Here is a 12,320-nt window from a genome sequence, read left to right as displayed (position 1 = left end):
ATGGCATTCTCCGAACGCATCGCCCGCCTGAAAAGCTCCCTGATCCGCGAAATCCTTGCCGCCGCCCAGCGTCCGGAAGTGATGTCCTTCGCCGGAGGCCTGCCGGCCGAGCCGATGCTTCCGAAAGTGGACTGGAGCGAAATGCCAGCCAGCATGGGCCAGTACGGCATGAGCGAGGGCGAGCCGGCGCTGCGTGAGGCCATTGCCGCTGAAGCGCGCGCCCTTGGCGTGCCCTGTGAGGCGAGCCAGGTATTGATTGTCAGCGGCTCGCAGCAGACCTTGGACCTGGCGTCCAAGCTATTCATCGATCCGGGCACCGAAGTGCTGCTAGAGGCCCCGACCTATCTGGCGGCTCTGCAGGCCTTCCAGCTGTTCGGTGCCGATTGCATCGCCGTGCCGCAGGAAGCCGATGGCCCGGAGATCGCCGCGTTGCGCCAGCGCCTGGAGCAGCACAAGCCGTCCTTCGCCTACCTGATCCCGACTTTCCAGAATCCGTCCGGTACCCGCTACAGCGAGGCCAAGCGTGATGCGGTCGCTGCGCTGTTGGACGAGTTCGGAGTGACGCTGATCGAAGACGAGCCCTATCGCGAGCTGGTGTTCGACGAAGGCAGCGCCACGCCCATCGTCAGCCGCCTGAAAAAGGCCAGCTGGATCTACACTGGTACCGTTTCCAAGACCCTGCTGCCGGGCCTGCGAGTGGGCTTCCTGATTGCCACCCCGGACCTCTTCCCGCACCTGCTGCGCCTGAAACAGTCCGCGGATCTGCACACCAACCGCATCGGTCAGTGGCAGGCGCTGCAATGGCTCGGCACCGAGCAGTATCGCCAGCATCTGGCCGAGCTGCGTGACTTCTACCGCGTGCGCCGCGACTCCATGCAGGTTGCACTGGAGGAACACTTCGGCGAGCTGGCCACCTGGGAAATTCCCCAGGGCGGGCTGTTCTTCTGGCTGACCCTGAAACAGCCGCTGGATACTCGCATGCTGCTCAAGCCGGCGCTGGAGCAGAACGTTGCCTTCATGCCGGGCGAACCGTTCTTCATCGACCCGGACAAACATCCGGGCCACTTGCGACTGAACTTCAGCCATGTGGCACCCGAGCGCCTGAGCGAAGGTCTGAAACGACTTGCTGGCGTCATCCGTCAGGCCCAGGCCGCGGAAGCTGCCTGACCACAGAGGAGTAGAGCGATGTACAAGGTTTACGGCGACTACAAATCGGGCAACTGCTACAAGGTCAAGCTGATCCTGAATCTGCTCGGCCTGCCGTATCAATGGGTGCCGGTGGATATCCTCAAGGGCGAGACCGAGAGCCCTGAGTTCCTCGAGAAGAACCCCAACGGCAAGATCCCGGTCCTGGAACTGGAGGACGGCACCACGCTCTGGGAATCCAACGCCATCCTGAATTTCCTCGCTGAAGGCAGCGACTTGCTGCCCGCGGAGCCGCGCCTGCGCACCCAGGTGCTGCAGTGGCAGTTCTTCGAGCAGTACAGCCATGAGCCCTACGTCGCGGTAGCGCGCTTCATCCAGCTATATAAAGGCATGCCGGAAGACCGCCTGGAGGAATACAAGGTCTGCCAGGTGCGCGGACAGAAGGCGCTGAAGGTGATGGAGAAACAGTTGCAGCGCACGCCGTACCTGGTGGGGGATCGCTATTCCATCGCCGATATCGCTCTCTATGCCTACACCCATGTGGCCCATGAAGGCGGATTCGATCTGTCCGGCTACCCGGCGATCCTCGCGTGGCTGGATCGTGTGGCCAGCCATCCGCGGCATGTGGGAATGTTCGACTGAGATTTCCCAGTTACGAGAGAAGCCGGCGCAAGCCGGCTTCTTCGTGATGGCGGGCTCTCCGGGCCTGTACTAAGTTGGTCGCTTCAGCCTGGCCACAGGCTTTCTTCGGAGTGTCGACCATGAAATACCGGGGCAGCTGCCATTGCGGGAAGATCGCCTTCGAAGTCGAGGGGACCCTGGAACAGGTCATGGAGTGCAACTGTTCACTGTGCAGCCGACGCGGCTACCTGCTCTGGTTCGTCCCGCGCGAACAGTTCAAGCTTTCCACCCCGGAGTCCGGCCTCTCCACCTATCGCTTCAATCGCATGCATATCGCCCACCACTTCTGTGCCAACTGCGGCTGCGCGCCCTTTGGCGAAGCGACCGATCCCAGGGGCAAGGCCATGGCCGCAGTGAACGTGCGTTGCCTGGAGGATGTGCCCCTGGATGGGCTCAAAATACTGAAGGTGGATGGGAAGACCTTCTAGACAGTCCGACCTTGTGCCGGAAACAGAAACGAAAAAGCCGGCAGAAGCCGGCTTTTTCGTGGGTGCAAAACTCAGTTGTTGATCAGACTGAGGAACTCGCTGCGGGTGGCGGCGTTCTCGCGGAACTCGCCGAGCATCACCGAGGTGACCATGGAGGAGTTCTGCTTCTCCACGCCGCGCATCATCATGCACATGTGTTGGGCTTCGATGACCACGGCCACGCCCAGGGCGCCAGTGACCTGTTGTACCGCTTCGGCGATCTGGCGGCTGAGGTTTTCCTGGATCTGCAGGCGGCGGGCGAACATGTCGACGATTCGCGCGACCTTGGACAGGCCTAGCACTTTGCCGCTGGGGATGTAGGCCACATGGGCCTTGCCGATGAACGGCAGCAGGTGGTGCTCGCAGAGCGAGTACAGCTCGATGTTCTTCACCAGCACCATTTCGCTGTTGTCGGAGCTGAACAGAGCGCCGTTGGTGACTTCCTCCAGCGTCTGCTGGTAGCCGCGGCAGAGGTACTGCATCGCCTTGGCGGCGCGCTTCGGGGTATCGAGCAGGCCTTCACGGGAGACGTCCTCGCCGAGCTGGCCGAGGATCGCGGTGTAATGCTGTTCCAGGGACATGGAAATTCCTGTGGGGATTTACGCAAAGGCGCAGGGTAGGGCGCGAAGGGGCGGCTGGCAAGGGCGCCATGCGCCAGCGCGAGTCATTTTTCAGGCGCGGGCAGACGGCTGGCCCAGTGCTCCGCCCAATCCGCCAGGGGCAGGCAACGTCGCACCAGTTCCTCTCCGTCCTCTGTCAGGCTGTAGCCAGCCTCGCCATTTTCCACCAGCAGCGCCTGGCGCAACTCGCCGAGCCGAGTGTTCAGCACCGAAGGCGACAGGCTTTCGCAGCGAGCTTGCAAGTCGCGGAAAGTCGCAGGTCCTTGGTGCAGTTCCCAGAGAATGCGCAGGCTCCAGCGCCGCCCCAGGAGATCGAGCAGCGCCATGATTGGTCGCCCGCTGGCGGAGCCGCGGACGGGATGACCGGGAAAGGGTGTGGTCATGAGTGATCCTCTTGCTTCTAATTCAGTAGCGGTCTGCAATGTTGGGTGCTACGTTTTCGATAGCGTAACAGCCCAACAGGAGCATCGCCATGAACGAACCCCGTATCCAGCCGGCCCAACCACCCTATGACACCGCCATCCAGGCCGCCTTCGACCGGGTGATGCCGCCCGGAGTACCACCATTGCTGCTGTTTCGCTGTGTCGCCCGCAATCCTCGCGTGTTACAGCGGATGATGGCTGGTGGGCTGCTGGATCGCGGCAGCATCGGCCTGCGTGAGCGGGAACTGCTGATCCTGCGCAGCACCGCCCGATGTGGCGCCGAGTACGAGTGGGGTGTGCATGTGGCGGCATTCAACGCCAAGGCCGGATTCAGCCAGGCGCAGCTGGACGATACCTGCCAGGTAACGGTGGAGCCGAGCCTATGGGAGGGATCGGAGCTGGCGCTGCTGGCCCTCGCCGATGCCCTGCACGAGTGCGCGGATATCGACGATGGCTTGTGGCGGCGGCTACGCGAGTATTTCAGCGAGGAACAGCTGATTGAGTGCGTGATGCTGGCGGGGTTCTATCACGCTGTTTCCTTCCTGGCGAAGGGATTGCGCGTGGAGTTGGAGGCGCATGCACCGAGGTTTCCATCTGATCGTTCGCAGGGTTGAATCCGCTACGGGGCTTCAACCCTGCAGGCCGAAGGCTACTCGTCGCGGCCTTCAAGCATGGTGCGGCGCAGCATCACATAGACGGCGCCGGTGCCACCATGTTTCGGCAGGCAAGAGGTAAAGCCCAGTACCTGCGGGTGTTGGCGCAGCCAGGTGTTGACGTGGCTCTTGATCAGCGGCCGCTTGCCGTCCAGGCGTGCTGCCTTGCCATGGGTCACGCGCACGCAGCGCACCTCGAAGCGGGTGGCCTCGGCAATGAAGTCCCATAGCGTCTCGCGGGCCTTTTCCACGGTCATGCCATGCAGGTCGAGGCTGCCGTCGAAGCCGATCTGGCCCTGCTTGAGTTTGCGCATCTGGCCTTCCTGTACACCATCGCGGGCCCAGTGCAGTTCGTCTTCGGCACCGACATCGATGACGAACTGATCGGACAGGCCGTCGACCTTGACGTTGGCCACACTGATGGTCGCATTTTGCCGGCGGTTGGCCAGCTGCTTCAGATCGGCGCGCACCTTGCCGGTATCGGCGCGATCATTCTGGATGCGCTTCACACCGCGCATCTGCTCGGCGAACAAGGAGCTTTCGTTGTTCCAGGAGTCGTTTTTTTGGGTGTCGTCTTGCATTCATGCCTCCGCGAAGGGCGGCTAGTTTACCCAAATGACTCGCTCGAGGCTTAGTCGCGTTTCTTCATCAGGTGGGGCGACATGCTGAGGCCGGCGCGACGCCGCGAACGCCGCCGGCAGAGGCGCCAGGCAAGTACGCCGATCCAGAGGAAGAGCAGGCCGAAGAGCAGCAGCACGATGGCCGCGCCCGTGCTTTCGTTGAGGGGGCCGAGGGCAGGAGCGCGGCCAAGGAGGGTAGCGGTGCCGGCCATTGCCAGCATCACGCCGAAGCCGGCGAAGAGCGCGGACAGGGCCGCGGCAAAACGCCAGCGCCAGCTGCCTGGACCGCGTGGGCGGAGGCGGCGGGCATCGAAACCATCGGATAACTTCATCCGGACGTCCTCTTGCTTGATCGGGGTATGACCGGCGCCAGCTGGCGGTGGTTCCGGTCGACCCCGTCGCGGATGTCGCGGGATGTGATGACGCTTCCTTAGATAAGCGCCTTGGCCTGCGGCACCACGCTGGCGAAGTTGTCGGCGAGTGCGATCACCTCGACACGGTGCATGTCTTCCGCGCTGATGACGCCGCCATCGACGGTCGGCAGGTCGCGGGTTGCGCAGGCGGCGCTCACCAGCGTGCAGCGATAACCATAGTCCTTCGCGGCGCGGACCGTGGTGCTGATGCTGGAATGGGTCATGAAACCGCAGACGATCAGGTCAAGGTGGCCGATTGCCTGCAGGCGATCATGCAGGTCGGTGCCGGCGAAGGCATTGGGCAGGCGCTTCTCGACGACGATCTCGCCAGGCAGGGGCGCGACCTCGGGCAGATGCTCGCCGCGCTCGCCGCGGGGATCGAAGATGCCGCCAGGTACACCAAGGTGCTTCACATGGACAATGGCGCTGCCCATAGTGCGGGCGGTGGCGAGGAGGCTGGCGATTTCGCTGAGGGCGGCATCCAGGCCGGGCAGGGCGAGAACGCCACTGCGGTACTCTTCCTGAGCGTCGATGATCACCAGGGTGGCATTGTTCAGGTTGGCGGGCGGATAGCCGCGGCCACTGAGCTGGAACATGGATTTCGGGGCGGACATGCGAATCTCCAGGTACGACATGGCCACTATTGTCCGCCCTGCGGCGCAATAAGTGAACCATGGACCAAGGTCCAGTTGCCCCGCCAGCGCATGATGACCAGCCGCTGCGTGGCGTGCAGGTGGGAATCGGACCTTGGTTCGGGGCTTCCGTTCGTCGGTTGCCGCGGGCTGCCCCGGGGCGGCAGGGGTGGTAGAATCTGCGCCCCGTTTCCTGAGGTAGTTGCCGTGTCTGAATCCCGCCTGCGCACCCTGCGTGACTACATCCGCTGGGCTGTCAGCCGTTTCCATGCTGAGAACCTGTTCTTCGGTCACGGCACCGACAACGCCTGGGATGAGGCTCGTCAACTCGTACTTGGCGCTCTGCACCTACCTTACGAGATTTCCGACAGCTACCTGGACTGCCGCCTGGAAGACGACGAATGCGCGCGCCTGCGTGAACTGCTGCGTCGGCGTATCGAAGAGCGCGTGCCGGTGGCCTACCTGCTCGGTGAAGCCTGGTTCTGTGGCATGCCCTTCGTGGTCGACGAGCGAGTTCTGGTACCGCGTTCCCCCATCGCTGAACTGATCCAGCAGCATTTCGCTCCCTGGTTGCCCCAGGATCCGGCACGTGTGCTCGATCTCTGCACCGGCTCGGGTTGCATCGGCATAGCCTGCGCCCATGCCTTCCCCGCGGCCGAGGTGGTGCTGGGCGATCTTTCTTTCGACGCGCTGGAAGTGGCCAACCTGAACATCGAGCGCCACAGCCTGGAAGACAGGGTCTACACCGTGCAGGGCGATGGCTTCGACGGGCTGCCGGGGCAGCGCTTCGACCTGATCGTTTCCAATCCGCCTTACGTTGATGCCGAGGACTTCGCCGACATGCCGGCCGAATATCAGCATGAGCCCGAACTGGGCCTGGCTTGCGGCAACGACGGCCTGGACCTGGTGCGGCGCATGCTGGCCGAAGCCGCCGATCACCTGACCGAGAAAGGCCTGCTTATCGTGGAAGTGGGTAACAGCCAGGTGCACGTCGAAGAGCTGTATCCGGAGGTGGATTTCCTCTGGCTGGACTTCGAGCACGGTGGTCACGGGGTATTCATGCTCAGCGCCAACCAGTGCCGGGAGCACCAGGCGCTATTCCGTGCGCGCTTGAATCCCTGACTCTGGGGGTCAGTGGGTGGTGATCCAGATCAGCAGGCCGGCCTGGAACACGGCAAAGACCACCAGGCATGCGATGGTAAAACGCAGTCCGCCGTCTTCTCGCTTGTAGACGGCGATGCGCTCTTCCAGTTTGCGAATCTCCACTTCCTGCCGATGCAGGTTCTGGTCGGCTTGTTCGAGCATGGCAGCGGCTTCCTGCAGCCCCACCAGCTGGACTTTCTCGCGGTGCCAGTCACCGTGCAGCTCACTGACCCGCCCGGCGCCGTAGCTCGCTTTCAGTTGCAAGTTGTCCTGGTACTCGATCCCGAAGCCTTGGGCCTTGAGCACGTGGTCGCGGCGCAAGCGGGCTTCGTTGTCCAGGGCGTCCTTGGCCGGCAGGGCACCACCTTCGACTCGATAGTGCGCCCAGTGTTGCTTGGCCCAGGCAATGCCTTGGGCCAGGAGAAAGCGCCCCAGACCACGGTTCTGCGGCTCCAGGTTCAAACCGTTGTCCGGTCCGATACGAACCTCCTTGCTGCGGTGATCCACCCAGACTTCCAGAAGATTCTGCTCCTTGCGCACTTTCTGCCCGGGAAGCCCGATGCTCAGGCGCAGCACGCTCTGTTCCTTGCTGTGGCGTTCCACGCGCCCGAGTTCGACGAATCGCAGCGGGCGTGACCCGGTGTGTCGGTCGATGGGCAGGGGCGCGAGACGCAGCAGGTCGAAGTGTTCGGCCGCCAGCTCGGACCACGGATGGGGCTGGGGTTCGGCTTCTTCAGCGCTCTGCTGTTCGGCTGTGCTTTCGGTCATCGGGAGGTACCTTGTAAGGGCCGGTGACGATGAATCTGGTACGTGGGTACATATTCTGTGCGCAACTGCCCTTGCCAGGCGAGATTTCCTACAGAACCTTCCGCCTTATCGACTGATCTTCGAGTTTCTGGAGTCGAACTGCTCCTGAATGAATGCGAGGATGCGTTCGCCCAGCTCTCGCGCCAGGGGCAGGTTCGGGTTGCCGTAGGACGCCAGTTGCTGATCCATCTCCATGGGGACTATGCGCAGCATGTGGTTCATGCCCTCGATGATGGCTAGCTCGGCGTCAGGTCGTGCGGCCTTGAGCTGCTCAGCGTCGTTCACGCTGACCTGGATGTCGTGGCTGCCCTGCAGGATCAGCGCCGGCATCCGCAGTCGACCGAAGGCCTCGGACGGGTCCTGGCGGAACAGGGAAATCAGGTAGGGCTGCACGCTGGGGCGGAACAGTACCTCCAGCGACTGCGGCACCTCGGCCACTTGCTGGCCAGCGCGCAAGCTGGCCAGCAGGGCTTCGCTCTGATGCAGTAGGGGCGGCGGCAGACGGCTTTGCAGCTGGTCGCGCAGCAACTGGTCGATGGGGCGGGCGCTGCCAGCAATGCTGACAAGCGCGTCGGCGCCTGCACCCTCCGCTGCGAGACTGGCAATCAGTGCGCCTTCGCTGTGGCCGATGAGGATGAGTTGCGAGAAGTGCGGGTTCCGCTTCAGGCGCTGGCCCCAAGCCGCCGCATCCTGGGCGTAGAGCTCGATGCTGAGCTGGCGTTCATCGATGCCGGCATCCTGGCTGCCGGCGATGCCACGCTTGTCGTAGCGCACGCTGGCAATGCCATTGCGTGCCAGCAATTGAGCGAGTTTCTTCAGGCTGTCGTTGCGTCCGCCGAGCGGATTGTTGCCGTCGCGATCCGTGGGGCCGGAGCCGGCGATGATTAACGCCACCGGCACGGGGCGATCGATATTCGGGCGAAGCAGGGTGCCGCGCAGTATGCCGCTACCGGTGTCCAGTTCGATGGGGCGTTGCAGCACGCTCTGGGGCGCGGCCTGGGCCAGGCTGGCGAGGAGGGGGAGGAGAAGCAGTAAGAATCGCAGCATTTAGGCGGAGTCGGTTGTCGATTTGGCGGGTTGGACGCGATTGGCGGCGCAAGGTTCGAGGGGTGAACTGGCCGGACGCCGCGGGTATACTGCTCGACCTTCGATCGAGGCCCATTTCTGCGGAGCACTGTGCATGTCCGGCAACACCTACGGCAAGCTGTTCACCGTCACCACCGCTGGCGAAAGCCATGGTCCGGCGCTGGTCGCCATAGTCGACGGCTGCCCGCCGGGGCTGGAACTGTCCCTCGAGGACCTGCAACGTGACCTCGACCGCCGCAAGCCGGGTACCAGCCGCCATACCACCCAGCGCCAGGAAGCCGACGAGGTGGAAATCCTCTCCGGCGTGTTCGAAGGCAAGACCACCGGTTGCGCTATTGGCCTGCTGATCCGCAATACCGATCAGAAGTCCAAGGACTATTCGGCGATCAAGGACCTGTTCCGCCCGGCCCATGCCGACTACACCTACCACCACAAATATGGCATCCGCGACTACCGTGGCGGCGGCCGCTCCTCGGCACGGGAAACCGCCATGCGCGTCGCCGCTGGTGCCATCGCCAAGAAGTTCCTGGCCACCCAGGGCATCACCGTGCGCGGCTACATGAGTCAGCTCGGCCCGGTCGAGATTCCCTTCAAGACCTGGGACTCGGTGGAGCAGAACGCCTTCTTCAGCCCTGACCCGGACAAGGTGCCTGAGCTGGAGGCCTACATGGACCAGCTGCGCCGCGACCAGGATTCCGTGGGAGCGAAGATCACCGTGGTCGCCGAGGGCGTGCCGCCGGGGTTGGGCGAGCCGATCTTCGACCGCCTGGACGCTGAACTGGCCCATGCGCTGATGAGCATCAACGCGGTGAAAGGCGTGGAAATCGGTGCCGGTTTCGACAGCGTGTCGCAGCGCGGCACCGAGCACCGCGACGAGCTGACCCCGGAAGGTTTCCTCAGCAACAATGCCGGCGGCATTCTCGGCGGTATTTCCTCCGGCCAGCCGATCGTCGCCAACCTGGCGCTCAAGCCGACGTCCAGCATCACGACCCCCGGCCGCTCGATCGACATCCATGGCAATCCGGTGGACGTGATCACCAAGGGCCGTCATGACCCTTGCGTGGGCATTCGTGCCACTCCGATCGCCGAAGCCATGATGGCCATCGTGCTAATGGACCACCTGCTGCGCCATCGCGCGCAGAACGCCGACGTGCGGGTGGAAACCCCGGTGCTCGGCCAGCTGTGACGGGCGGCGCGAACGCGCTGCCCTATTGGCGGCTGTCCAGCTTCTATCTCTTCTATTTTTCCCTGCTGGGCGCCACGGCGCCCTTCCTCGGCCTGTACTTCGCGCACCTGGGTTTTTCCAGTGAGCGCATCGGCGAGCTGCTGGCCATCCCCATGCTGATGCGCTGCGTGGCGCCCAATCTCTGGGGCTGGCTGGGCGACCGCAGTGGCCGACGCCTGGACATCGTGCGCTTCGGCGCGTTCTGCACGCTGGTGACCTTCTCGCTGATCTTCGTCAGTCACAGCTATGCCTGGCTGGCATTGATCATGGCTCTGCACGCCTTCTTCTGGCACGCAGTGCTGCCGCAGTTCGAGGTTATTACCCTGGCGCACCTCCGGGAGCAGGCTGCGCGTTACAGCCAGGTGCGGTTGTGGGGCTCCATCGGCTTCATTCTCACGGTGATCGGCCTGGGGGCGTTGTTCGAGCTGTTCAGCCTGGACCTGTATCCCTGGGCGCTGGTTGTCATCATGGGTGGAATCGTCCTCAGCAGCTTTTGGGTACCCAATGCGGTCCCCCAGGCGCGGCCAGATGCGCCGGGGCAGGGCGGTTTCCTCGCCCAGCTGCGTCAGCCGGGCGTATTGGCCTTCTATTCCTGCGTGGGGCTGATGCAGCTGTCCCACGGCCCCTATTACAGCTTCCAGACTATCTATCTGGAGTCGCTCGGCTACTCGCGCAGCCTGATCGGTCAGCTCTGGGCCCTGGGGGTCGTGGCTGAGGTACTGCTTTTCATGGTGATGGCGCGGATCCTGGCGCGTTACTCAGTGCGTGTGGTGCTACTGGCCAGTGTCCTGATCGCCGCCCTGCGCTGGTTGCTGATCGGCAACTTCGCCGACCAACTGCCGGTGCTGCTGTTCGCCCAGCTGTTGCATGCCGCCACTTTCGGCAGCTTTCATGCAGCCGCCATCCATTTCGTGCAACGTCGTTTCGGTCCGCGCCAGCAGGGCCAGAGCCAGGCGCTCTACGCTGCACTTGCCGGTACTGGCGGAGCGCTGGGGGCGCTTTACTCGGGCTACAGCTGGAGCAGCCTGGGGCCAGTCTGGACATACGCCATCGCCAGTCTCGCGGCGCTTGCCGCAGCCGTTATCATTGCCACCCAATTGCAAGAGGAGCGGGCATGAATCGCCAACAACTCGCCCAGGAAATCATCGACGCCGGCCGCTTCCTTTACGGTCGTGGATGGTCACCGGCCACCAGCAGCAACTACTCGGCAAGACTGTCCGCCACCGAGGCGCTGTTGACCGTCTCTGGCAAGCACAAGGGCGAGCTCGGCCCGGATGATGTGCTGGCCACCGATATGGATGGCAAAAGCCTGGAGCCGGGCAAGAAGCCGTCGGCGGAAACCCTGCTGCACACCCAGCTCTACCGCTGGAAGCCGGAAATCGGTGCGGTGCTGCACACACACTCGGTGAATGCCACAGTACTGTCGCGTCTGACCCTGGCTGATTCGCTGGTATTCGCCGACTACGAGCTGCAGAAGGCCTTCAGTGGCATCAGCACCCATGAGTCCCAGGTGCTGGTGCCGATCTTCGACAACGACCAGGACATCGCTCGCCTGGCCACCAAGGTGCAACCGTGGCTGGACGAGCACCCGGACTGCGTCGGTTATCTGATCCGTGGTCACGGCCTCTATACTTGGGGGTCGCGCATGAGCGACGCCCTGCGCCAGATCGAAGCATTCGAATTCCTCTTCGAGTGCGAGCTGAAGACGCTCTCGATCACCCGGCGCTGAAGCTTCCTTCACACGAAGATGCCTGACTGACAACGGTGCCGACCGACCCGCCAGAGAGCCGGGAGGACGCCCGCAAGGAGTACCCAGATGAGCAGCCTGACCGTTTACCACGAATCCAGCCCCGACCTGCCGAACAAGGTCCTGACCCACCTGGATGACATCGCCTCCACTCTCGCGTCCGTCGGTGTGCGCTTCGAGCGCTGGGAGGCGTCCGCCCCCATCGCCCCGGGTGCCAGCCAGGAGGAGGTGATCGCGGCCTATCGCCCGCAGATCGACCGGTTGATGCAAGAGCAGGGCTACGTGACTGTCGACGTCGTCAGCTTGACCCGCGACCACCCGCAGAAAGACGAACTGCGTGCCAAGTTCCTCGACGAGCATCGCCATGGCGAAGACGAAGTGCGTTTCTTCGTCGCCGGACGCGGCCTGTTCACCCTGCACATCAACGACTATGTCTATGCCGTGCTCTGCGAGAAGAATGACCTGATCTCCGTGCCAGCGGGCACTCGCCACTGGTTCGACATGGGCGAGCATCCGCATTTCGTCGCTATCCGCCTGTTCAACAACCCGGAAGGCTGGGTCGCCAAGTTCACCGGCGACGAGATCGCCAAGCGCTTCCCGCAGCTGGAAGACTGATCCCGGCCTCTGTAGGAACGAGCTTGCTCGCGACGCTTTGTGA

General features: G+C 63.4%; 16 protein-coding genes. 9 read left to right on the top strand and 7 right to left on the bottom strand.

The window, feature by feature from the left end; translation table 11 throughout:
* The 3 genes from SA496_RS16385 (at position 1) to SA496_RS16375 (ending at position 2,255) form a co-directional block, all read left to right on the top strand.
* Complete coding sequence (locus SA496_RS16385; RefSeq protein ID WP_120650178.1) at positions 1–1,167, top strand: aminotransferase-like domain-containing protein; 1,167 nt, start codon at positions 1–3, stop codon at positions 1,165–1,167.
* Between the two features lie 18 nt (positions 1,168–1,185).
* Positions 1,186–1,788: a glutathione S-transferase family protein gene (locus SA496_RS16380; protein ID WP_153917209.1), complete on the top strand. Its 603-nt coding sequence runs from the start codon at positions 1,186–1,188 to the stop codon at positions 1,786–1,788.
* 119 nt (positions 1,789–1,907) lie between these two features.
* Positions 1,908–2,255 (top strand): GFA family protein, encoded by a 348-nt coding sequence (locus SA496_RS16375; protein ID WP_120650182.1) that lies wholly within the window; start codon positions 1,908–1,910, stop codon positions 2,253–2,255.
* 71 nt (positions 2,256–2,326) lie between these two features.
* On the opposite strand, the gene folE is transcribed toward SA496_RS16375, so the two are convergent.
* Together folE and SA496_RS16365 are read right to left on the bottom strand one after the other, a co-directional pair.
* Entirely contained in the window at positions 2,327–2,875 is a 549-nt protein-coding gene (folE, locus tag SA496_RS16370; RefSeq protein ID WP_120650184.1) for a GTP cyclohydrolase I FolE, read from the bottom strand.
* Between the two features lie 83 nt (positions 2,876–2,958).
* Positions 2,959–3,297 (bottom strand): winged helix-turn-helix transcriptional regulator, encoded by a 339-nt coding sequence (locus SA496_RS16365; protein WP_120650186.1) that lies wholly within the window; start codon positions 3,295–3,297, stop codon positions 2,959–2,961.
* Between the two features lie 89 nt (positions 3,298–3,386).
* Between SA496_RS16365 and SA496_RS16360 the strand changes: the two genes are divergently transcribed.
* Positions 3,387–3,950, top strand: coding sequence for a carboxymuconolactone decarboxylase family protein (locus SA496_RS16360; protein ID WP_120650188.1), 564 nt, complete (start codon positions 3,387–3,389; stop codon positions 3,948–3,950).
* A gap of 35 nt (positions 3,951–3,985) precedes the next feature.
* Here SA496_RS16360 and SA496_RS16355 read toward each other — a convergent pair whose 3' ends face one another.
* From SA496_RS16355 to SA496_RS16345, 3 genes are all read right to left on the bottom strand, one after another.
* On the bottom strand, positions 3,986–4,570 hold the full coding sequence (locus tag SA496_RS16355) for a Smr/MutS family protein (RefSeq protein ID WP_120650190.1): 585 nt from the start codon (positions 4,568–4,570) through the stop codon (positions 3,986–3,988).
* A 50-nt stretch (positions 4,571–4,620) separates the two neighbouring features.
* Positions 4,621–4,941 (bottom strand): hypothetical protein, encoded by a 321-nt coding sequence (locus SA496_RS16350; protein ID WP_120650191.1) that lies wholly within the window; start codon positions 4,939–4,941, stop codon positions 4,621–4,623.
* A 98-nt stretch (positions 4,942–5,039) separates the two neighbouring features.
* Positions 5,040–5,636, bottom strand: coding sequence for a cysteine hydrolase family protein (locus SA496_RS16345; protein WP_120650193.1), 597 nt, complete (start codon positions 5,634–5,636; stop codon positions 5,040–5,042).
* 225 nt (positions 5,637–5,861) lie between these two features.
* Here SA496_RS16345 and prmB point away from each other — a divergent pair, with 225 nt between their 5' ends.
* Positions 5,862–6,776 (top strand): 50S ribosomal protein L3 N(5)-glutamine methyltransferase, encoded by a 915-nt coding sequence (gene prmB / locus SA496_RS16340; protein ID WP_120650195.1) that lies wholly within the window; start codon positions 5,862–5,864, stop codon positions 6,774–6,776.
* Between the two features lie 9 nt (positions 6,777–6,785).
* Here prmB and SA496_RS16335 read toward each other — a convergent pair whose 3' ends face one another.
* Both SA496_RS16335 and SA496_RS16330 read right to left on the bottom strand, forming a co-directional pair.
* Positions 6,786–7,565 (bottom strand): hypothetical protein, encoded by a 780-nt coding sequence (locus tag SA496_RS16335; protein WP_330114147.1) that lies wholly within the window; start codon positions 7,563–7,565, stop codon positions 6,786–6,788.
* 105 nt (positions 7,566–7,670) lie between these two features.
* A complete protein-coding gene (locus SA496_RS16330) occupies positions 7,671–8,651 on the bottom strand; it encodes an alpha/beta hydrolase (RefSeq protein ID WP_330114146.1) in 981 nt (326 codons plus the stop codon).
* A gap of 133 nt (positions 8,652–8,784) precedes the next feature.
* Between SA496_RS16330 and aroC the strand changes: the two genes are divergently transcribed.
* The 4 genes from aroC (at position 8,785) to SA496_RS16310 (ending at position 12,277) form a co-directional block, all read left to right on the top strand.
* Positions 8,785–9,876 carry a chorismate synthase gene (gene aroC, locus SA496_RS16325; protein WP_120650200.1) on the top strand — a complete coding sequence of 364 codons (1,092 nt, stop codon included), beginning with the start codon at positions 8,785–8,787 and terminating at the stop codon, positions 9,874–9,876.
* On the top strand, positions 9,873–11,033 hold the full coding sequence (locus tag SA496_RS16320) for an MFS transporter (protein ID WP_120650202.1): 1,161 nt from the start codon (positions 9,873–9,875) through the stop codon (positions 11,031–11,033). The genes aroC and SA496_RS16320 overlap by 4 nt, the downstream gene beginning before the upstream one ends.
* Entirely contained in the window at positions 11,030–11,644 is a 615-nt protein-coding gene (locus tag SA496_RS16315) for a methylthioribulose 1-phosphate dehydratase (RefSeq protein ID WP_120650204.1), read from the top strand. The genes SA496_RS16320 and SA496_RS16315 overlap by 4 nt, the downstream gene beginning before the upstream one ends.
* Before the next feature lie 87 nt (positions 11,645–11,731).
* Entirely contained in the window at positions 11,732–12,277 is a 546-nt protein-coding gene (locus tag SA496_RS16310) for a 1,2-dihydroxy-3-keto-5-methylthiopentene dioxygenase (RefSeq protein ID WP_330114145.1), read from the top strand.
* Positions 12,278–12,320: the final 43 nt, after the last annotated feature.

Origin of the sequence: Pseudomonas sp. JS3066 (assembly GCF_036328175.1) — a bacterium.
GTDB lineage: Bacteria > Pseudomonadota > Gammaproteobacteria > Pseudomonadales > Pseudomonadaceae > Metapseudomonas.
Note: the sequence above shows the minus strand (reverse complement) of the source record. Positions and strands in the feature narration are given on the sequence as shown.